The sequence below is a fragment of the Nocardiopsis sp. NPDC007018 genome (assembly GCF_040635075.1).
In the GTDB taxonomy this organism is placed as follows: Bacteria; Actinomycetota; Actinomycetes; order Streptosporangiales; family Streptosporangiaceae; genus Nocardiopsis.
Map to the genome: position 1 here is coordinate 1 of NZ_JBEYHA010000015.1, position 21,406 is coordinate 21,406.

Below are 21,406 nucleotides of genomic sequence, written 5' to 3' on the forward strand. Positions count from 1 at the left end.
CCGCAGTGTCGCACAGCGGGGGCCCGCCCGGGTTTGGCTGTCCGAGCGAAGTCGGCGCAGCGAGAGGCAGCCTGGTGGTCGCGAGCCCGGAATGATCCGCGGAACACGCCCTAGGCGCACGGCGGTCTCAGACGGTCGCGCTCCGGGTCCAGGGGGAGTCGAGGACCCGGAGCGCTTCCGTAGACGCGCCCGCTTCCATGGGGAGGAGGGGAATTGAGCGCGTCTCTCCAGGATGGTCTAGGCGTGGCTCGCGCGGTCGCGGCCGCACCCCGCGAGGGGTGTCAGTGGACCACGATACTCCGTGTGGCCCGCCGTCGACCGTCAGTGAGAGACATCCGCCGGTTATTTCCCCTGAGCACCGGCTAACCGTTGGTAGGGAAGCCCAGGTCCACGCCGCCTTCGGGGCGCCGCCCCGGGTCGGTCCAGCGGGCCGTGACCGCCTTGGTCCGAGTGTAGAAGTGCACCCCCTCGGTGCCGTGCGCGTGCGAGTCACCGAACAGCGACTGCTTCCAGCCGCCGAAGGAGTAGTACGCCATCGGCACCGGGATGGGCACGTTGATCCCCACCATCCCCACCTCGACCTCGTTCTGGAACCGCCGCGCCGCCCCGCCGTCGTTGGTGAAGACGGCCGTCCCGTTCCCGTACGGGTTCTCGTTGACCAACCGGACCGCCTCGTCGTAGTCGCGCACACGCAGCACGCTCAGCACCGGACCGAAGATCTCCTCGCGGTAGCAGGACATCGCGGGGGTGACGTGGTCCAGGACCGAGGGGCCCAGCCAGAAGCCGTCCGCCTCCCCGCCCAGGACCGGGTGCACCCTGCCGTCCACCGCCAGGGTCGCGCCCTCGCGCACGCCCGACTCCAGGAAGGACGCCACCCTGTCGCGGTGCTCACGGGTGACCAGCGGACCCATCTCGCTGCGCTCGTCGTCGCCGGGGCCGACCCGCAGCCGCGAGACGCGTTCGCGCACGCGCTCCAGCAGGTCGTCGGCGACCGACTCCACCACGGCCACCGCCGACACGGCCATGCAGCGTTCGCCCGCCGAGCCGAACCCGGCCGAGACCGCCGAGTCCGCCGCCAGGTCCAGGTCGGCGTCGGGCAGCACCACCATGTGGTTCTTCGCCCCGCCCAGCGCCTGGACGCGCTTGCCGTGCTCGGCGGCGGTGCGGTACACGTACCGCGCGATCGGGGTGGACCCGACGAAGCTCACCGCCGCCACGTCCGGGTGCTCCAGGATCGCGTCCACCGCGGCCTTGTCCCCGTGCACGACGTTGAAGACCCCGTCGGGCAGCCCGGCCTCGGCCCACAGCTCGGCCAGGAGCACCGACGCGGACGGGTCCTTCTCGCTGGGCTTGAGCACGAACGTGTTTCCGCAGGCGATGGCCACCGGGAACATCCACATCGGCACCATGGCCGGGAAGTTGAACGGCGTGATGCCGCTGACCACGCCGAGCGGCTGGAGGATCGAGTAGGCGTCCACCCCCGTGGAGACGTTCTCGGAGTACCCGCCCTTGAGCAGGTGGGGGATGCCGCAGGCGAAGTCCACGACCTCCAGCCCCCGGGCGACCTCGCCCCGGGCGTCGGAGAGGACCTTGCCGTGCTCGGCGCTGACCGCCTCCGCGAGCCGCTCGCTGTTCGCGCTCAGTAGCTCCCGGAACCGGAACAGGACCTGGACCCGCCGCGACAGGGAGGTGTCGCGCCAGGCGGGGAAGGCCGCCCTGGCCGCGGCCACGGCGGCGCCGACCTCCTCGGGCCCGGCCAGGGCCACCGTTCCGGTGACCGCTCCGGTCGCCGGGTTGTGGATGTCGCCGGTCCGCCCGGCGGGGCCCTCGTGGGCGGCGCCGCCGATCCAGTGGGTGACGTGCTTGCTCATGCTTGCTCCTCCTGGGGCGGTCTTCAGGCCTGGGCGGCGACGGCGCGGACGGCGTCCAGCAGGAGGTCGCGGCCCTCGGCGGCCTCCTCGGTCGTCAGGGTCAGCGGCGGCGCCATCCGCAGCACGTTGCCGTGCACGCCGCCCTTGCCCACGAGCAGTCCCCGTTCGCGAGTGGCCTCCAGTACCTTCCCCGCCAGGGGCGAGGAGGGCGCGCCGGTGGCAGGGTCGGCCATCTCGATCGCGAACATCAGGCCCCTGCCGCGCACGTCCTTCACGCAGTCGAGTTCGCGCAGGGCCCGCAGGCCCTCGATCACGGTGGCTCCCTGGCGGAGGGCGTTGCCCTGGAGGTCGTGTTCCAGCACGTAGTCGAGGGTGGCCCCGGCCGCGGCCATCGACACGGGGTTGCCGCCGAAGGTGGCCACACCCAGCGCCGTCAGGCCGTCCATGAGGTCGCCGCGCGCCACCACACCGCCCACCGCGAAGCCGTTGCCGAGGCCCTTGGCGAAGGTCATGGCGTCCGGGGTGACCCCGTGGTTGCCGATCCCGAAGAAGCTGGTCCCGGTCCGGCCCCAGCCGGTCTGCACCTCGTCGGAGACGAAGAGGATGCCGTGTTCGTCGAGCACCTCCTTGTAGGCGGCGTACAGGCCGTCCGGGGGCATCGCGAACCCGCCCACGCCCTGGACGGGCTCGGCGATCAGACAGGCCACGCCGGGCGCAGCGGTGTCCAGGACCGCGCGCAGGTCGGCCACGCAGACGTCGACGTACTCCCGTTCGCTCAGGTGCCGGAACGCGGGGGCGGCGTGGTCGGTGCCGTGCAGGTAGTGCACGTTGAGGGGGGAGAGGGAGGAGTTCTTCCAGGCGCGGTTCCCGGTGACCGCGACGGTGCCGAAGGACCGCCCGTGGTAGCTGCCGCGCATCGCCAGCACCTCGTCGCTGCCGCGCGCGTGCGTGGCCAGGAGCAGGGCCGTCTCGTTGGCCTCGGTGCCGGAGTTGGTGAAGAACACCTTGGCGTCGGGGATGCCGGACAGGCGGGCGATCTTCTCGGCCAGTTCCACCTGCGAGCGGATGAGGTAGAGGGTGGAGGTGTGGACGACGCCCCTGGCCACCTGGCGTTCCACCGCCTCGCGGACCTCGGCGACGTCGTAACCGAGCATGTTGGTCACGATGCCGGTGAAGAAGTCCAGGTAGGTGCGGCCTTCGGCGTCCGTGACACGGGCGCCCTTTCCGCTCACGATCTCCAGCGGGGACTCGTAGTAGAGGGGCAACCAGGAGGGCATGACCGCGCGGTGGCGTGCAAGGAGTTCCGACATGACCCCAGTGTCCCCAGGGCCGCGGGGGTTGACCAGGACCACCATGTTGACAACATGCTGGCTGGGTTTACAGAGTGTAAAGAAGGGGGGTGGCGGCCGGACCGGGACTCACAGACCGGGCGGCTCGGCACGGTGTAAAGCAAACCGCCTTCGAACCTGACAGAGCGTCCTAGACTGTCGCCTGTGCTTCCCACCCTTGCCGAGCTCCTCCAGCTGCCCGCGCTCCAGAAGGCCCGGCCCCGAGTGGTGGCCGGCTCCGAGTACCTCGACGTCGCCGTGCGCTGGGTCCACATCGCCGAGGTCACCGACCTCGCCCACCTGTTGCGGGGCGGCGAACTGGTGCTCAGCACCGGCATCGCCATGCCCGACGACCCCCTCGCGCTGCGCCGCTACATCGAGGACATCGCCGACGCCGGAGTCAGCGGCATCGCCGTCGAACTCGGCCGCAAGTACCACGCCGAACTCCCCCCGGCCTTCCTCGAAGCCGCCCGCGACGCCCGAATCCCCGTGATCCTGCTCGACCGCGAGGCCCGCTTCGTGGAGATCACCGAGGCCGTGCACATCCGGGTGGTCAACGAGCAGCTGGAGGAACTGCGCGAGTCCGAGAAGCTGCACTCGGTCTTCACCCAGCTGTCCGTGGAGGGGGCCGACGTCGGGCAGATCCTGCACGAGGTGACCCAGCTCTCCGGCTGCCCGGTCGTGTTGGAGAACCTCGCCCACCAGGTCCTGGCCTGCGACCTCAACGGCGAGGACCCCGGAACCCTGCTCACCTCCTGGGAGAGCCGATCGCGCGCGATCCGCACCGGAACCCGGACCGTCCACGCGCCCGCCTCCGGCTGGCTCGTGACCACCGTCGGTGCCCGGGGTCAGGACTGGGGGCGGCTCATCCTGATCGTCGGCGCCGGCCCGACCGGGCGCCAGACCGTGCTCATTGAACGCGCCGCCACCACACTGGCCCTCGGCCGCCTGCTCGAACGCCACCAGGAGAGCCTGGAACGCCAGACCCACCGCACGATCATCGCGGGCATCATCGACCGCGCGTACTCCGATCCGGAGGAGGCCCTCGTCCGGGCCCGCGCCGTTGGGGTGCCCCTGCACAACCGGGAGATGGTCGGCCTGGTCCTGCGGCTGCGTGAGAGCGGCACCGGCCTGGCCGCGCAGGCCCGCCTCTCCGACACCGCCGAGGGCGCCGCCCGGGCCTGTCGGGAGCTGCGCCTGCCCGCGCTGGTGGGCTCCCTCGACGACCTGCGCGTGGGTATCCTGCTGGCCCTGCCGGACCGCAGACGGCTGGACGCCACCCTGCACCTGCTCGCGGACCGGTTGCGCGGCGCCGTGGGCGACGCCGCGGTCCTCGCCGTCGGGTCGGCCGCCGACGACGTGCGTGAGGTCCGACGTTCGTTCCTCGAGGCCCGCCAGGTCGGGGACGTGGCGATCAAGCAGAGCGACCGGCGCCCCTTCTACCGGCTGCCCGACCTGCACCTGCGCGGGCTGCTGCACCTGTTCCGGGACGACGAGCGCCTCCAGACCTACGTGGAGCGCGAGCTCGGCCCGCTCCTGGACCACGACGCCCGGCACGGAGGCGACCTCGCGGACATGCTCCGGCACTACCTCGGGGCGGGGCGCAACAAGGCGCTGGCCGCGAGCCGGGCCCACCTGTCCCGGCCCGCGTTCTACGAACGGCTGCGCCGGATCTCCAACGTGCTCGACACCGACCTGGAGTCGGTCGAGACCTGCCTGTCGCTGCACGTGGCCCTGCTGTCCCTGGACTCGCTGCGGGACCAGCGCTGACGGGGGCGGGGCCGAACACCCGCAGGGAGCCCGGCCCGGGTACGGGAGTTCGGGCCGGTCACCCTCGAGCCGACGCGTGCCGGTTCCGGCGTTCTCCGGGCGGGGACGCGGACGATGCACCAGAATGGGCCCTTGACAGCGGGGGGTAGCCGGTCGACCACGAGGGGTCGGCGGTGGTCAGGGGGAGTCGTGAGGTCGTTACGGGACGATGAGCAGGTCGGTGGCCTCGGGTACTACCCGGCCACCGGACGACCGCCGGCCGACGGTGGCCGACCGGCGGCCGGAGCCGGGTCCACGCCCGTGCGCTGGGCGCTGCGGGCGGACCGGGGCGACGTCCGCTCCTACCTGGCCTACCTGAGGTCCTGCCTGCGCCGTGAGGCGGTGCTCTCCCACACGGTGCGCGCCGAACTCCTGGAGAGCGACGCCTGTGTCTGCCTGCCCGCCGGGCCCGAACTCCTGTTCAGCGGGGCCCGGGACACCCTGCCCCCGCACCCCGGGAGCGCCGGGGTGGCGCACCTGGCCGCACGCCGCGGTCAGGCACTGCGGTACGGCTACCCCCTGGTCATCCTGGGGGAGGGGGCCGAACGCGCGGCACTGCCCCTGCTCACCGTGGACCTGCGTGTCACGGGCGCGGGGGAGGCGGGGGGCGGTCGGCCGGGCGCGCAGCCGGGGCCCCGGCTGCGGGCCGTGGGCAGGCCCGACGTCAACACCGCGCTCCTGACCCGACTGGGTGTCACCGATCCGGAGGACCTCTTCGAACTGCGCGCCAGGCTGCGCTCCGACGCCCCCGACCCCGCCCACCGGCCCGCCGCCGTCGCCGACCTCGCCGCCAAGGTGCGCACCCTGCTCACCCGGCTGGAGATCGAACGGATCGACGACATCGCGCCGTTGGGCACCCGCGGCCGACCCCACCCGCTCGTCGCCGGAGCGCACAACACCGCCGTGCTCTTCCGCGCCGGCCCTTCGGGCGCGAACACCCGGGCCGACGGCACACCGTGCGGGGCGGAGGCCGTACTGGCCGACCTCGACCCCACCGACCGCGACGGGATCGACCCGGCCGCCGTCCCCGGCACCGCGCTGGGGTCCCTGCTCGGCGGCGCGCCGCCCACCGCGCCCCGCGCCACCGGGGCGGCCGAGGCCTGGCCGGTCCCCGAACCGCTCCTCCGGCGCGCTCGCGGGCACCGGGCGGGTCACGGGGAACACGACCACGCGCCCGCCCCCGTCCCCGTCTCCGCCACGGACCTCAGCCAGTCCCAGTACGCGGTCCTGCGCGCCGCGATGCGCGAACAGCTCACCGCCGTGGCCGCCCCGCCCGGCAGCGGGGTGCCCGAGCTGGTCGACTCCCTGGTGCGCACCGCCGTCACCAGTGGGCAGCGGGTCCTGGTGTGCGGTCGCTCCGAGGACGACCTCGACGCGGTCCTGGCCCGGGCCGACGCCGCCCCCGCGCACCCGGTCGTGCGTGTGGACGCACCGCACGGGCGCGCCGCCGAACAGCGCCAGCTCACCCACCTGCTCGCACGCCACACCGGCACCCGGGAGCTCGCGGCACCGCCCCCTCCGGGGGGAGAGGGGGCCGGTCACCGCGACGAGCTGGCCGCCGCCTGGAACCGGATACGCCGGGTCTGGGCGGCCATGGACACCCTCGCGGCCGACGGACACGTGCTCGCCGGACTGGCCGAGGAGCGCGGGCGCGCCATCGCCCGGGGGTGGTCGCCCGACGCCCTCTTCACCCTCGAGCACGGGGGCCCCGAGTACTGGCTGCACCGGGCCGAACGCGCGTCGGCGGGCGGCCTGGGCGGCCTGGGGCACCGGGCGGCCGTCCGGCGTGAACTGGGAGTGGCCACCGACCCCGAGGGACTCGACCAGCTGTGCTCCGTGGCCCGTCTGGAGAGCGAGTGGCGCGAGGCGGTGGACCGCAGGACCCGGTGCGCGCCGCTGAACGAGCTCACCGAGGAACTGGCCGACGCCTGGTCGGCGCACCGTGGGGCCAGCGCCGCCTGCCTGGCCTCGGCCACCGTCCCGCGGCTCCTTCGGGGCCGTACCGCCGTCGAGAACCGGGTGGAGGCGCTCAACTGGCACCACGGCGGCTGGACCGGGGCGGCCTCTCTCCTCGACGCCCTGCCCGTGTGGGCCTGCCGCACCGACCGGGCCCGGACCCTGCCGTCCGAGGCCGGGACGTTCGACCTGGTCGTCGTGCTCGGCGCCGAACGGACCCCGGTCAGCGAGCTTCTTCCGGTGCTCTACCGGGCGAGCCGCGCGGTGGTGGTGGGCGACCCCGCCCACCCCGGTCCGGCCAGTGTCATGGAACCGGAGGAGGAGCGGCGGGCCCTGGCCGCCGCCGGACTGGCCGCGGACCAGCTGGACGAACGCGCGCTGCGGTACGGCGCGGGCTCGGCGCTGCGGGCCGCGCGTGCGGCGGCCCCGCCCGCGCTCTGGTTGGACGAACACGAGGGAGCCCCCGAGGACCTCGGCTCGGCCGCCTCACGCCACTGCTACGGCGGACGGCTCGTCGTGACCGGTCCGCCCCGGGGCGGCGGGGGGCCCGTGTTCGAGTGGCGCGACGTCGAGGGAGAGTGCGAGGCGGCGCCCGGTTCGTCCTACGTCAACCGTGAGGAGGCGTACCGGGTGGCCGTGGTCGTGGCCGAACTCGACCGCGACCTGCCCGAGGACAGCGACGTGGCGGTGGTGGCGCCCCTGCAACCGCAGGTGGCGCTGGTGCGCCGCCTGCTGCGCCAGCGCGACCTGCGGCACCGGGTCCGCGTCGGCGGCCCCGACCTGCTGGACTCCGACTCCGCGCGCGCCGACGTCACCGTGCTCTCCCCGATGCTCTCCTCCGGCGCCCCCGCCATCGCGGAGCGCAGGGTGCGCCAGGCGACCCACCTGTGGTCGTCGCTGCTCACCCGGACCCGGAACCGCCTCCTGGTGGTGGGGGACCGGTCGCACTGGTCCGGCGGCGAGGGCCCTCTCGGGGAGCTCCTCGCCGGACCCGGCCGTCCCGCTTCCACCCCGGCCTCCGCCGCCCTGGCGGACGCCCTGCGCGCGGCCGGGGCGGCGGTGGAGGCGGGCCGTCGCGTCCACGGCTGGACCGCCGACCTGGTGGTCGGCTACGGTGCGCGTCGCGTGGTCCTGCTGCTCGACGACGCACCGGACGGCCCGGCCCTGCGCCGCCTCCTCACCAGGGGTGACGCGCTCAACGAGGCCACCGACGACCTCGTGGTGGTCGTTCCCGCCTGGCGCTGCCTGACCGACCCGCGAGCCCTGGTGGAGGAGATCCTGTCCGCCCGCTGAACCCGGCATCCCCGTCATCGGCTGCCGGGTCCGTCGTGCCGCTCCGCCGACGGCCGCCCCCCATCCGCGCCCTATTCTGGGACCGACGGACACATGCTCACAGAAGGGGACACGGGTGCCTGAGGGTCACACGCTGCACCGGCTGGCCGCACACTTCGAGAAGGCCTTCGGCGGCGGCACGGTCAGGGCCAGCAGTCCCCAGGGGCGCTTCTCCGAGGGTGCGGCACGCGTCGACGGCCGCGTGCTCACCGAGAGCGAGGCGCACGGCAAGCACCTGTTCCTCGGGTTCGACTCCGGTGACTGGCTCCGGGTCCACCTCGGCCTCTACGGCGCGTGGACCTTCGGAGACGCGGACGGAGAGCGCCACCTGGGCGCGCCGCGCGCCGAGGGGGCCGACCGGCTCGACCTGGAGCGCGACCCGGACGGCTTCGTGGTCCCGCCCGAGCCGGTGGGCGCGGTCCGTGCCCGCCTGGTCAACACGTCGGGCTGGGCCGACCTGCGCGGTGCCTCCGCCTGCGAGGTCATCACCGTCGAGGAGAAGCACGCCGTCCAGGCGCGCCTCGGACCGGACCCGCTCCGCCCCGACGCCGACCCCGAACGCGCGTGGCGGACGGTGAGCCGGTCGCGCAGCAGTCTGGCGGTGCTGCTCATGCGCCAGGACGTCATCGCGGGCATCGGCAACATCTACCGGGCCGAGTCCCTCTTCCGCGCCGGGATCGACCCCCTGACGCCCGGTCGCGACCTGACCCGGGAACGCTGGGACGCCCTGTGGGACGACCTCGTCGGGCTGTTGCGGGACGGCGTCCGGGACGGCTTCATCATCACCACCCGTCCGGAGGACCGCCCCGACCCCGGAGCACGTCCGGTGCCCAGGCCGGACACCCTGTACGTCTGCTACCGGACCGGTGACCCCTGCCGCGTGTGCTCGTCGCCGGTCGCGGCCACCGAGCTGTCCGGGCGCACGCTCTACTGGTGTCGCGGCTGCCAGCGGTAGCCCCGAACGCCCTCCCGCAGCGGTTCTCCGGGCAGGCCGCCCTCCCGAAAAGCACGGGAGGTCCCGTGTGCCCCGTGGGTACAATCCCGAGTCGACCGCTGAACCGGTTCAGTGTTTCGGGTGCGCGGAGCCCCGATCCCGGCGGCGGACACGAGGAGGGTTCATGAGGGGAACACCATGGGCGCCCTGATGCGCAGGCCGACGATCATGGACATCGCCCGGGCGGCGGGCGTGTCCAAGGGGGCGGTCTCCTACGCGCTCAACGGGCGACCCGGCGTCTCGGAGGAGACGCGGGAACGCATCCTGGGCATCGCCCGTGACCTGGGGTGGGCACCCAGCAAGGCGGCGCGGGCGCTGTCCCCGGGCGGCCGGGTCGGCGCCGTGGGGCTGGTGGTGGACCGTCCGGCCCGCTCACTCGGCGTCGAACCGTTCTTCATGCAGCTGGTCTCCGGCATCGAGACGGAGCTGGCGTCGTCGGGGGTGGACCTGCTGCTCCAGGTCACCGACGACGCGGGCGCGGACCTGGAGGTCTACCGGCGCTGGGCCTCCGAGCGCCGGGTGGACGGGGTGGTCATGGTCGACCTGCGGGTGGACGACCTCCGGCCGGAGGCGGTGCGCTCGCTCGGGCTGCCCGCCGTGTTCCTGGGCGGTCCGGACGGCGTCGGCGGCCTGCCCTGCCTGTACACCGACGACGGTGCCCCGGTCCGGGAGGTGGTGCACTACCTCGCGGCCCTTGGCCACCGCCGTGTGGCCAGGATCGCCGGCCCGGAGGAGTTCGTGCACACCCGGGTGCGCGGCGCGGCCTTCCATGAGGCGGCGACCGAGGCGGGCCTGACCGGGGCGTACTCGGTGCACGCCGACTACACGGGGGAGGGCGGCACCCGGATCACGCGGCGGCTGCTGGCCTCCGCGCACCGGCCGACCGCCCTCGTCTACGACAACGACCTGATGGCGGTGGCGGGGCTCGGGGTAGCCGCGGAGATGGGTGTGGACGTGCCCGCCCAGCTGTCGATCGTGGCGTGGGACGACTCCGCCCTGTGCCGCCTGGTGCGGCCCTCACTGACCGCGATCAGCCGGGACGTCGCGGGTCACGGTCGGCAGGTCGCCCGGATGCTCGGCCGGGTCCTGGACGGGGACCGGGTGGAGAGCGAGGAGACTCCGACGGGGGAACTGCACCCCCGGGGGAGCACGGGGCCGCTGGTGGGACACCCCGAGAACGCTGTTACAAGCGGATAACACCGAAGTGTCGGGGATTGACGGGGTTCGTCGGTCCGTGTTGTTGTTAACGTCACTTACCCGGTTCAGCAACGGTCCTTCGCTCCCACTATTGGGAGCGCTCCCAGCCCCTGTTGTTTCCAGGATCGGCTTCCCCCCATTCCCAGGGCCGACCGGGTGAAAGAAGGAGTCGAGATGAGATCTCTGAGGCTTCCCGCCGCTCTGGCGGCGCTGGCGCTGGTCGTCAGCGCGTGCTCGGGCGAGGGCGCGGAGGGCGGAGCCGGGTACCCCCGGAACGAGACGCTGTACACCACCGGAACCGCCTGGGGACCCCCCACCAACTGGAATCCGATCATGGAGGGCAACTACGCGGTCGGGACCGTGGGGCTGGTCTACGAACCCCTCTTCATCTTCGACCCCAACGAGGGCGAGTACACGCCCTGGCTCGCCGAGAGCGACGAGTGGCCCAACGAGAACACGCATGTCATCACCCTTCGCGACGGGGTCGAGTGGACCGACGGTGAGCCCCTGGTCGCCCAGGACGTCGTCACCACCCTGGAGCTCGGCCACTTCGACATCCACTACAGCAACGTGTGGGACTACCTGGAGAGCGCCGAGGCCACCAGCGAGCGCGAGGTCACCCTCACCTTCTCGGAACCGCGCCCGCAGGAGTGGATGAACTGGGTGGCCAACCGCGCGATCGTCCCCGACCACCTCTGGGCGGAGAAGTCCCAGGAACAGGTCAACGACGACCCCAACTCCGACCCGGTCGGCACCGGCGCCTACGTCTACGAGAACCACGCCGACGACCGCATGGTCTGGAAGCGCAACGACGACTGGTGGGGCACCGACGCCCTCGGCCTGGAGATGAAGCCGACCTACATCGTCGACATCGTCAACGCGTCCAACGACGTCACGATGAACATGCTGAGCAACCACGAGGTCGACCTCTCCAACAACTTCCTCCCCGGCATCGACCAGGTCATCAGCAGCGACAACAACATCACCAGCTACTTCGCGGGCCCGCCGTACATGCAGTCCGCGAACACCGCCTGGCTCGTCCCCAACCACGAGCACCCCGCCCTGGGCGACCCCGAGTTCCGGCGGGCGCTGGCCCACTCGATCGACATCGACCAGATCGTCGAGGGCCCCTACACCAACCTCGTCGAGCCGGCCGACCCCACCGGCCTGCTCCCGCAGTGGGAGGAGTTCATCGACCACGAACTCGTCGCGGACGAGGGCTTCACCTACGACTCCACCGAGGCGGTGGCCATCCTGGAGGAGGCCGGCTACCTGGACGAGGACGGCGACGGCTTCGTCGAGACCCCCGACGGTGAGCCGATCGCCCTCAAGCTGGAGGTCCCCTCGGGCTGGAGCGACTGGATGGAGGCGGCCAACGTCATCGCCCAGAACGCGCAGGAGGCCGGGATCAAGGTCGAACCGGCCTTCCCCGAACACGAACTGCTCATCGAGAACTTCCGCAAGGCCGAGTTCGACCTGATGATCAACAACGACCGGAGCCTGAGCAACACGCCCTGGACGTACTACGACTTCATCTTCCAGCTGCCGATCCGCGACCAGCAGACCACGGCCAACTACGCCCGGTACGAGAACGAGGAGGCGTGGGAGCTCACCGAACAGCTCGCCGCGACCCCCGCCGAGGACGTGGAGGGCATGGCCGCGATCACCTCCGACATCCAGGGCATCTTCCTGGAGGACCTGCCGATCATCCCGCTCTGGTACAACGGCATGTGGTCCCAGGCCAGCAACCAGGTGTGGACCAACTGGCCCAGTGAGGACGAGGGCACCCCCGACAACTTCGCCACCATGTGGAACAACATGTACCAGATGGGCGCGATCCGTACCCTCGCCGAGATCGAACTGGCCGAATAGCGCACACGTGGGGCGTTCCCGGGAGGGGACGCCCCACGCTCCGCGCCCCCACACCTGGAGGACACCCGTGTGGCGCTACATGGGCCGCAAGATCGGCATCTACGGCATCACCTTCGTCGTGGCGGTCACCATCAACTGGATGATCCCGCGTTTCATGCCGGGCGACCCCGTCCGGAGCATGTTGAGCAGGGCCTCGGTCTCCGACCCGGAGGCCCTGGAGCGGATGACCGCCTACTACAACGAGGTCTTCGGACTCGACACCCCGCTGCACCAGCAGTACCTCAGCTTCTGGTCCGGGCTCCTGCGCGGTGACCTCGGTCTGAGTGTCTGGCTCTACCCCGAGCCCGTCACCGACGTCATCCTGCGGCACGTGCCCTTCACTCTGGGCCTGCTGCTTCCCGCGATCATTCTCAGCTGGATCGTCGGCAACCGCTTCGGCGCCTTCGCGGCGCGGAGCAAGGTGCTGGACAACACCGTCCTGCCGATCGGCTACATCCTCACCGCGATGCCCTACATGTGGATCGCGCTGCTGCTGGCCTACTCGCTGTCGGTGGTCGGCGGGTTCTTCCCGACGGCGGGCGGGTACAGCTTCGCGCTCACGCCCTCATGGTCGTGGGTGTTCGTCTCGAACCTGATCTCCCACTGGTTCCTGCCGTTCCTGTCCATGTTCGTCGTGGCCCTGGGCGGCTGGGCGATCGGTATGCGCAACATGATCATCTACGAGCTGGAGGCGGACTACTCGAACTACCTCCAGGCCCTGGGCGCCCCCCGTCGGCTGATCCGCCGCTACGCGTTCCGCAACGCGATGCTGCCGCAGATCACCGGGCTCGCCGTGCAGCTGGGGACGCTGATCGCGGGGGCCCTGCTCACCGAGATCGTCTTCAACTACCCGGGCCTGGGCACCCTGATCCTCAACTCGCTGAACAACCGCGACTTCTTCCTGCTCCAGGGGATCTTCCTGTTCGTGGTCGTCGGCGTACTGATCGCCAACTTCATCATCGACATCATCTACGTCATGGTCGACCCGCGTACGCGCGTCCAGATGACGGGAGGCGCCTCATGACCAGCATCCCCGGCACCCCCGGGGCCACCGACCCCGGAGGCACACCCGAGGCGACCGGCGAACGCCGGGTGTCCGAGACGCTGCACTTCGCCCGGCGCAACCCCAAGCTGCTCATCGGCTCGGGGATCGTGCTCGCCCTCCTGGCGATCGGTCTGGTCGGGCCCCTGTTCATCGACCACGCCCCCAACGCCTACGTCGGCCCGCAGAGCCAGCCCCCCAACTCCGAGTACTGGCTGGGCACCACCACGTTCGGCCAGGACATCTGGGCCCAGTTCGTGTTCGGGATGCGCTCGACCTTCCTCACGGGGCTGCTCGGAGGCGGCATCGCGTTCCTCGTGGGCACCACCGTCGGGTTCGTGGCCGGATACAAGGGCGGGATCGTCGACGAGGTCCTCAACATGCTCACCAACGTCGTGCTGGTCCTGCCCGGCATGGTCGTGCTGATCGTGGCCGTCGCCTACCTCGACGTGCGCGGGTTGGTCGTCCAGGCGCTGTTCATCGGGCTGACGTCGTGGCCGTGGGCCGCGCGAGCGGTCCGCTCCCAGGCCCTGAGCCTGGCCAGCCGGGACTACGTGGACCTGGCCCGGCTCAGCGGACGGCGCACCTGGCGGATCATCACCAGCGAGATCGCCCCCAACATGAGCTCCTATCTGGTGATGTCGTTCATCCTGCTGTTCGGTGGCGCCATCCTCATCGCGGCCGGGCTCGACTTCATCGGCCTGGGCCCGGCGGGCGGCGTCTCCCTCGGCCTGATGCTGGAGAACGCCGGGTCCTGGAGCGCCCTCCAGCTCGGCATGTGGTGGTGGTTCGTCCCGCCCGGTGCCGGGATCACCGCCCTGGTCGGTTCGATGTACATCCTCAACGTCGGGTTGGACGAGGTCTTCAACCCCAAGCTGCGGGAGCTGTGATGACCCTGCGCGTCAAGGACCTGAAGGTCTACTACCAGACCCTGCGCGGGGACGTCCACGCCCTCGACGGGGTGAGCTTCGACCTCGCGGACGGGGAGATCATGGGCCTGGCCGGGGAGTCCGGCTGCGGCAAGACCACCCTCGGCAAGAGCCTGATCCGGCTGGACGGCCGGATGCGGCACGTCGACGGCACGATCGAGTTGGACGGCAAGGACGTGCCCATCGCGGACGACCGCGCGATGGACCCCTTCCGGTACCACGAGATCTCGCTCGTCCCGCAGTACGCGATGAGCGCGCTCAACCCGACCCGCAGGATCGGGAGGATGATCGACGAGCTGCTGCGGGCGCGCGGGGTACGGCCCGCCTCGGTGGCCCAGGAGCTCCGTCGGCGCCTGGAGCTCGTGGGCCTGGACCCCGACGTGCTCCGGCGCTTCCCGATCGAGCTGTCCGGCGGCATGAAGCAGCGCGTGGTCATGGTCATGGCCACCCTCCTCAACCCGTCCCTGCTCATCGCCGACGAGGCGACCTCGGCGCTGGACGTGTCCACCCAGCGCTCGGTGGCGGAGTCCATGGTGGAGTTCCGCGATCGCGGCTACGTCAAGAGCATGATCTTCGTGACCCACGACATCTCGCTCGTCTACCAGATGGCCGACTCGGTGATGGTGATGTACGCGGGCCGGATCGCGGAAAAGGGACCGGCGTCCGCCCTCATCAACGACCCGCAGCACCCCTACACGCGGATGCTCATCGGGGCGCTGCCCGAGGTCGGCACCACCACCGAGGACACCCGCCTGGAGGGCATCCCCGGCACGCCGCCCGGGTTGCTGCGGCCGCCCTCGGGCTGCCGGTTCCGGGAGCGCTGCCCCCTCGCCTCGGAGGAGTGCGCCGAGGTACCGCCGCTGGTGGAGATCGAACCCGGCCACTGGGCCGCCTGCTGGAAGACGGGGAGGTAGCGCCGTGCTGGAACTCAGCCACGTGCACAAGGTGTACCGGGTGGGCGCTTTCGGCGGCTCCCGGCTGCGCGCGGTCCGCGACGTCAGCCTCACGGTCGCCCCCGGCGAGGTGGTGTCGCTGATCGGCGAGAGCGGCAGCGGCAAGAGCACCATCGGCAAGATGGTGCTCGGCCTGACCGGAGTGAGCTCCGGCAGCGTCCGCTTCGAGGGGCATGACGTCACCCGACTGCGCGGCTTCACCGCGAAGAAGGAGTACTACCGGCGGGTGCAGGGGGTCTTCCAGGACCCGTTCAGCTCCTTCAACCCCATCTTCAAGGCCGACCGCGTCTTCGCGATGATCCGCTCCTCGTACTTTCCCGAGGTGTCGAACGCCGACTGGCGGGAGCGGGTCCTCGACGTGGTCGGCACGGTCCGCCTCGACCCGGAGAACGTGCTGGACAAGTACCCGCACCAGCTCAGCGGCGGGCAGTTGCAGCGCCTGCTCATCGCCCGCGCGCTCCTGCTCGACCCCCGGATGCTGGTGGCGGACGAGGTGATCAGCATGCTGGACGCCTCCACCCGGATCGACGTGCTCAACCTGCTGGGCGACCTCAAGGAACGGGGCCTGGGCATCCTGTTCGTCACCCACGACCTCTCCCTGGGCAACTACGTGAGCGACCGGTCGGTGATCCTGCGCAAGGGGGCGATCGCCGAGATGGGGCCCACCCGCCGGGTGTTCGAGAACCCGCTGCACCCCTACAGCCGCCATCTGCTCTCGTGCGTGCCGCAGCTGCACCGGACCTGGGCCGAGGTGGACGCGGAGCTGGCCGCGAACCCGCCCGAGGACGTGGAGCTGCCCGTGGCCGACAGCGACGACACCGCGCCGCTGCTGGAGGTCGAGGAGGGGCACTTCGTGGGTATCGACCAGGGCTGATCCCGGCGGCCCCCGGGGCCGGGAGGACGGCCCGACCGAAGAAACAGACAGTAGTGAGCAGTAGTGAGAGGGAGCGCGCATGACCTCCTGGTTCGACCTGTGCGAGGGCTGGACCCTGACGGCGGAGCCCCACGAGGGCACCCTGCCCGGCCCGGCCGCCGCGCTGGGCGCGGTCCCGGCCACCGTGCCGGGCTGCGTCCACACCGACCTCCTCGACCGGGGACTGATCGAGGACCCCTACCTCGACGACAACGAGGACCGGTCGGGCTGGATCGGCCGTACGGACTGGAGGTACGCGCGCTCCCTCGCCGACCTGGCCCCGGAGCGCGCTCCCGACGTCGCGGCGGCGGAGCGGGTGGACCTGGTCTGCGAGGGCCTGGACACCGTCGCGGTCGTGCGGGTGGGAGGCAGGGAGGTCGGTCGGACCGAGAACGCGCACCGCTCGTACCGCTTCGACGTCACCCGTGCCCTGGCCGAGGGCGGTCCGGACCCCGCCCTGGAGGTGAACCTGGCCTCCCCCTACCGGTACGCGGAGGAGCGCCGGGAGCGCTTTGGCCCGCTGCCGGGCGCCTACGACGAGCCCTACCAGTACATCCGCAAGATGGCCTGCAACTTCGGCTGGGACTGGGGGCCGACCGTGGTCACCTCCGGCATCTGGCGGCCGGTCCGGCTGCACGCGTGGTCCACGGCGCGGCTGGCCTCGGTGCGGCCGCTGGTGACGGTCACCGACGACGGCTCCCTGGGCCGGGTCAGCGCCCACGTGCGGGTGGAGCGGACCGGGCCGGGTTCCGAGGCGCCGCTCACCCTCACGGCGACGGTGGCGGGGGCCCGCGCCACCGCCACCCTCGCCGCGGGGGAGACGGAGGCCGTCCTCGACCTCGTGGTGTCCGAACCCGCGCTGTGGTGGCCGCGCGGGCACGGTGACCAGTCCCGGTACGACCTCGGAGTGGAACTCTCCTCGGGTGCCGCCGACGGTCGCGGGCTGGACTCGTGGCGACGGCGGATCGGGTTCCGGAGCGTGGCGGTGCGCAGCGCGCCCGACGACGAGGGCACGGGCTTCGCCGTGCGTGTGAACGGCCGCGACGTGCTGGTCCGGGGTGCCAACTGGATTCCCGACGACGCCTTCCCCAGCCGGATCGGGCGCGACCGCTACCGGGAGCGGATCGACCAGGCCCGCGACGCCGGGATCAACCTGCTGCGGGTGTGGGGCGGCGGGATCTACGAGTCCGAGGACTTCTACGAACTGTGCTCCGAGCGCGGTGTCCTGGTCTGGCAGGACTTCCTCTTCGCCTGCGCCGCCTACCCCGAGGACGCCGCGACGGCCGCGGAGGTCGAGGCCGAGGCGCGGGAGGCGGTCGTGCGGCTGGCGCCGCACGCCAGCCTCGCGGTCTGGTGCGGCAACAACGAGAACCTCTGGGGGCACGAGGACTGGGGGTGGAAGGAGCGGTTGGAGGGCCGTGCCTGGGGCGCCGGGTACTACCTGGACCTGTTGCCGCGCGTGGTGGCCGAGCTGGACCCCACCCGCCCCTACTGGCCCGGGAGCCCGTGGTCCGGGGACGCCGGCACCCACCCCAACGCGGCCGAGCACGGCACCATGCACCTGTGGGACGTGTGGAACGAGGCCGACTACACCGTCTACCGCGACCACCGCCCCCGGTTCGCCGCCGAGTTCGGGTACCAGGCGCCGCCGACCCACGCCACCCTGCGCGCCTCGGTGACCGACGACCCGCTCACCCCCGTCTCGCCGGGCGTGCTGCACCACCAGAAGGCCGTCGACGGCAACGGAAAGCTCGCTCGGGGACTGGAAGCGCACTTCGGTGACCGGGAGTGGGGGTACGACGACTGGCACTACCTCACCCAGGTCAACCAGGCGCGCGCCCTCACCGTGGGGATCGAGCACTTCCGGTCCACCTGGCCGTACTGCACGGGCACGGTGATGTGGCAGCTCAACGACTGCTGGCCGGTCACCTCGTGGGCGGCGGTCGACGGGGCGGGACGGCGCAAGCCCCTGTGGTACGCGCTGCGGCGCGTGTACGCGGACCGGGTGGTGACCGTGCAGCCCGTCCCGGACGGGTTGGTGGTGGTCCTGGGCAACGACACCGACGAGGAGTGGGTCACCGAGGTGACCCTGGCGCGGCGGAGCACGGACACCGGGCGGGCCCTGGCCGCGTCCGCGCACGAGGTCCGGGTGGCGCCGCGCGGCGCGCTGCGGGTTCCGGTGCCCACGGTGGTCGCCGAGCCGTCGGAACCCGCCGGTGAGGTGGTGACCGTCGACGGCGCGGGGGAGCGGGCGTGGTGGTTCTTCCTCCGCGATCTCGACCTGGACTACCGAAAGCCGGAATTCGACGCGCAAACACGGGTGGAGGGCGCGGATTTGCGGGTGACCGTCCGCGCCCGCGTGCTCTTGAGGGATCTGGTCCTGAACGTCGACCGACTCGATCCCGGGGCGGCTGCGGACAGCGCCCTCGTGACGCTGCTGCCCGGCGAGTCGCACACGTTCACGGTGCCGGGAGGCGCCGGCCTCGACGGTGCCGCCGTGACGACCCCACCCGTCCTGAGGTGCGTCAACGATGTCCTCGCGAACGACCGGTGATCGTTCCGTGACACGCGGGTGGCCGTCACGGGCGTCACACGCGTACCCGGCCCGGCCCGCCGGTATTCCTCGGCGGGCCGTGCGGGTTGCCACACCGAAAACCCTCGCCACCGGGCCCGGCTGTGGTACGTTCAGTAGTGATTGTTAGTCGTTGAATTTCGCAGTTGGTGTCTTGCCCGCGGAGTTTGTGACCGGCGGGCGGTTTCTCATGGAGTCGGCTCGCGGCAATTTTCGGGCGTGTGAGTATGCGTCCGTGTACACCGAGCTGAAGGAGAAAACATGGCTCAGGGAACTGTGAAGTGGTTCAACGGCGAGAAGGGCTTCGGCTTCATCTCCCCCGACGACGGTGGCCCCGACGCCTTCGTTCACTACAGCGCCATCCAGGGCACGGGCTTCCGTAACCTGGAGGAGAACCAGCGCGTGGAGTTCGAGATCGTCGCTGGCACCCGCGGCCCGCAGGCCGAGAACGTCGTCGCGATCTAAGACCGCATAGACGTAGCGATGTCGCCCCTCGTGGGCGTGAACGTCGCTGAGAGCCCCCGGAGAGTTCGCCTCTCCGGGGGCTTTCGCGTGTCCGGAGCCGGGGCCGTCCTCCGGGATCGGGCCGCCTCCGGGCACGGTGGCGCCCGAGGAGCGGAGGGGTCCCTACGCGCGGGACCCCGGGGCCGTCACCGACGGCCCCGGGGTCCTCGTGTCGCTGTGGTGGCTCCTGGCGTGCCCGAAGGGCCCAGCCGGGGGCTCAGGCCTCCAGGACGGCGCGGGTGCGCTCGCGTACCTCGGCGGTGTCCAGCCCGCGAACGGTGACGGTGGTGCGGCGGCGCAGCGCGTCGTCGACGGTCACCGCCCACTCGCGGTCGCGGGCGAACACCACCTGCGCCCAGATGTCGGGGCCGTCCGGGTGGACGCGCTCGCCCAGCTCGGGCCGGTCGCGTACCGACGCGGCGATGTCCATGGCGAGGCTGCCGTAGTGCGACGCCAGGTGGCGCGCCACCAGCGGGTCCAGCCGCGCTCCCGGGTCGCGGTCGATGATCAGGCGCTGGGCGACCGCGTCCGGGCTGGCCAGACCGGGCAGCGGTACCGTGCGCAGCGGGTCGGCCATGTCCTCGGCCAGCGGCACCGCCGACACCCTGCGCAGCTCCTCCAGGACGGTCCGGCCGATGTGCCGGTAGGTCGTCCACTTGCCGCCCGCCACCGAGAGCATGCCGCCCCGGCCCTGGCTGACCACGGTCTCCCGTTTCGCGGAGCTGGTGTCCCCGGGCCCGCCCGGCAGCACGCGCAGCCCGGCGAACGAGTAGGTCATGCGGTCGCGGTCCAGGTAGGGGGCGTCGATGCCCAGCGCGGCCTCGCCGAGGATCTGGTCGACGTCACCGGGCACCACGCCCACGTCGGCGGGGTCGCCCTCGAAGGCCTCGTCCGTGGTGCCCAGGAGCAGGTGCCCCTCCCACGGGATGGCGAACGACACCCGGTACTTGTCCACCGGGATCGTGAGCGCGGCCCGCCAGGGGTCGGGGGTGCTCAGCACCAGGTGTGCCCCCTTGGACAGGCGCACGCTGGGGTTCGCGGCCGCGTCCTCCATGCGACGCAGGTGGTCCACCCAGGGCCCGGTGGCGTTGAGGACCAGCCGCGCGTCGATCCCGAAGTCCTCGCCCGCGACCCGGTCGTGCAGGTCGGCGCCGGTCACGCGCCCGCGCGTGGTGCGCAGACCCCGCACCTCGGCGTGGTTGAGCACCACGGCACCGGCGTCCACGGCGGCGCGCACGGTCATCACCGCCATGCGGCTGTCGTTCATCTGGTGATCGCTGTAGGCGGCCACGGACCTGAGCCCCTCGGTGCGCAGCCCCGGGGCCAGCCGCTTGGCCTGGAGGGGGGAGAGCAGGCGGCCCATGCCGTCGCCGAAGGCCGACAGCGCGGAGTAGAGGAAGACGCCCGCGCCCATCTTCGCGGCGCCGTGCGGTCCCCCGGAGTAGACCGGGACGAGGAAGGGGCGGTGGTTGACCAGGTGGGGGGCCACGTCGGAGGCGAGGGAACGGCGCTCCTTGTGGTTCTCCGCGACCAGGCGCACGTTGCCGGTCTGGAGGTAGCGCAGACCGCCGTGCACGAGCTTGGACGAGGCGCTGGAGGTGGCGCCGGCGAAGTCGCCCGCGTCCACCATGGCCACGCGCAGGCCCGCCTGGGTGGCGGTCCAGGCGACGGAGGTGCCGAGGATGCCGCCGCCGATGACGAGGAGGTCGAAGGTGCCCCGGGTGAGTTCGTCGCGCGTGCGCGCTCGGTGCGAGCGGGCGTCGCTTCGGTGTGCGCTGGCGGTCATGGCTGGTGCTCCGTCCGTTGGGAAGGGGGGCGTTACCGCACGTACCTGAACGGGCTCCACGTTTCAGGTGGGTGTCGTACGCATAATACGACAATGCCGAACGCTAGGGGAGTTCGGCGCCACCGTTCGGGCGCTCTCCCTCGGTGCTGGGGAGCGCGCGAGGGGGTTCGTGATGCCTGGTGTGACTCTCGGGGTTTGAGTGGTCGCTTGTTGTGTGCTGAGGTTCGGCATTGTCGAACCCGGGCGGTGTCCGAGTCGGTGGGGGAGCCTCACGCGCGGGGCGGCGGGGTCCGTCGCGCCGACATGTCG

At 71.9% G+C, this 21,406-nt stretch carries 14 protein-coding genes; 11 read left to right on the forward strand and 3 right to left on the reverse strand.

Features of this window, described 5'->3' with window-relative positions; translation table 11 throughout:
- Positions 1-362 precede the first annotated feature (362 nt).
- On the reverse strand, positions 363-1,871 hold the full coding sequence (locus ABZ635_RS10770) for a CoA-acylating methylmalonate-semialdehyde dehydrogenase (protein WP_357762214.1): 1,509 nt from the start codon (positions 1,869-1,871) through the stop codon (positions 363-365).
- A gap of 23 nt (positions 1,872-1,894) precedes the next feature.
- The gene (locus ABZ635_RS10775) at positions 1,895-3,181 is read right to left on the reverse strand and encodes an aspartate aminotransferase family protein (RefSeq protein ID WP_357762217.1); all 1,287 of its coding nucleotides are present in this window, start codon (positions 3,179-3,181) and stop codon (positions 1,895-1,897) included.
- 183 nt (positions 3,182-3,364) lie between these two features.
- Here ABZ635_RS10775 and ABZ635_RS10780 point away from each other — a divergent pair, with 183 nt between their 5' ends.
- From ABZ635_RS10780 to ABZ635_RS10830, 11 genes are all read left to right on the forward strand, one after another.
- Positions 3,365-4,969, forward strand: a complete 1,605-nt coding sequence (locus ABZ635_RS10780) for a PucR family transcriptional regulator ligand-binding domain-containing protein (RefSeq protein WP_357762220.1) — start codon at positions 3,365-3,367, stop codon at positions 4,967-4,969.
- Between the two features lie 189 nt (positions 4,970-5,158).
- Entirely contained in the window at positions 5,159-8,257 is a 3,099-nt protein-coding gene (locus ABZ635_RS10785; RefSeq protein ID WP_357762223.1) for a DNA helicase, read from the forward strand.
- Between the two features lie 115 nt (positions 8,258-8,372).
- Positions 8,373-9,251: a DNA-formamidopyrimidine glycosylase family protein gene (locus tag ABZ635_RS10790; protein ID WP_357762226.1), complete on the forward strand. Its 879-nt coding sequence runs from the start codon at positions 8,373-8,375 to the stop codon at positions 9,249-9,251.
- A 189-nt stretch (positions 9,252-9,440) separates the two neighbouring features.
- The gene (locus ABZ635_RS10795) at positions 9,441-10,487 is read left to right on the forward strand and encodes a LacI family DNA-binding transcriptional regulator (protein ID WP_357762480.1); all 1,047 of its coding nucleotides are present in this window, start codon (positions 9,441-9,443) and stop codon (positions 10,485-10,487) included.
- A 174-nt stretch (positions 10,488-10,661) separates the two neighbouring features.
- Positions 10,662-12,359: an ABC transporter substrate-binding protein gene (locus ABZ635_RS10800; protein WP_357762229.1), complete on the forward strand. Its 1,698-nt coding sequence runs from the start codon at positions 10,662-10,664 to the stop codon at positions 12,357-12,359.
- Positions 12,360-12,426: 67 nt separating this feature from the next.
- On the forward strand, positions 12,427-13,422 hold the full coding sequence (locus ABZ635_RS10805) for an ABC transporter permease (protein WP_357762232.1): 996 nt from the start codon (positions 12,427-12,429) through the stop codon (positions 13,420-13,422).
- Positions 13,419-14,330 (forward strand): ABC transporter permease, encoded by a 912-nt coding sequence (locus ABZ635_RS10810; RefSeq protein WP_357762235.1) that lies wholly within the window; start codon positions 13,419-13,421, stop codon positions 14,328-14,330. The genes ABZ635_RS10805 and ABZ635_RS10810 overlap by 4 nt, the downstream gene beginning before the upstream one ends.
- Positions 14,330-15,283 (forward strand): ABC transporter ATP-binding protein, encoded by a 954-nt coding sequence (locus ABZ635_RS10815; protein ID WP_357762238.1) that lies wholly within the window; start codon positions 14,330-14,332, stop codon positions 15,281-15,283. Before ABZ635_RS10810 ends, ABZ635_RS10815 begins: the two co-directional genes overlap by 1 nt.
- A gap of 4 nt (positions 15,284-15,287) precedes the next feature.
- A complete protein-coding gene (locus ABZ635_RS10820) occupies positions 15,288-16,196 on the forward strand; it encodes an ATP-binding cassette domain-containing protein (protein WP_357762241.1) in 909 nt (302 codons plus the stop codon).
- A gap of 79 nt (positions 16,197-16,275) precedes the next feature.
- Positions 16,276-18,789: a glycoside hydrolase family 2 protein gene (locus ABZ635_RS10825; protein ID WP_357762244.1), complete on the forward strand. Its 2,514-nt coding sequence runs from the start codon at positions 16,276-16,278 to the stop codon at positions 18,787-18,789.
- A 279-nt stretch (positions 18,790-19,068) separates the two neighbouring features.
- The gene (locus ABZ635_RS10830) at positions 19,069-19,272 is read left to right on the forward strand and encodes a cold-shock protein (protein WP_014912876.1); all 204 of its coding nucleotides are present in this window, start codon (positions 19,069-19,071) and stop codon (positions 19,270-19,272) included.
- Positions 19,273-19,528: 256 nt separating this feature from the next.
- Here ABZ635_RS10830 and ABZ635_RS10835 read toward each other — a convergent pair whose 3' ends face one another.
- The gene (locus ABZ635_RS10835; protein ID WP_357762247.1) at positions 19,529-21,097 is read right to left on the reverse strand and encodes a glycerol-3-phosphate dehydrogenase/oxidase; all 1,569 of its coding nucleotides are present in this window, start codon (positions 21,095-21,097) and stop codon (positions 19,529-19,531) included.
- Positions 21,098-21,406: the final 309 nt, after the last annotated feature.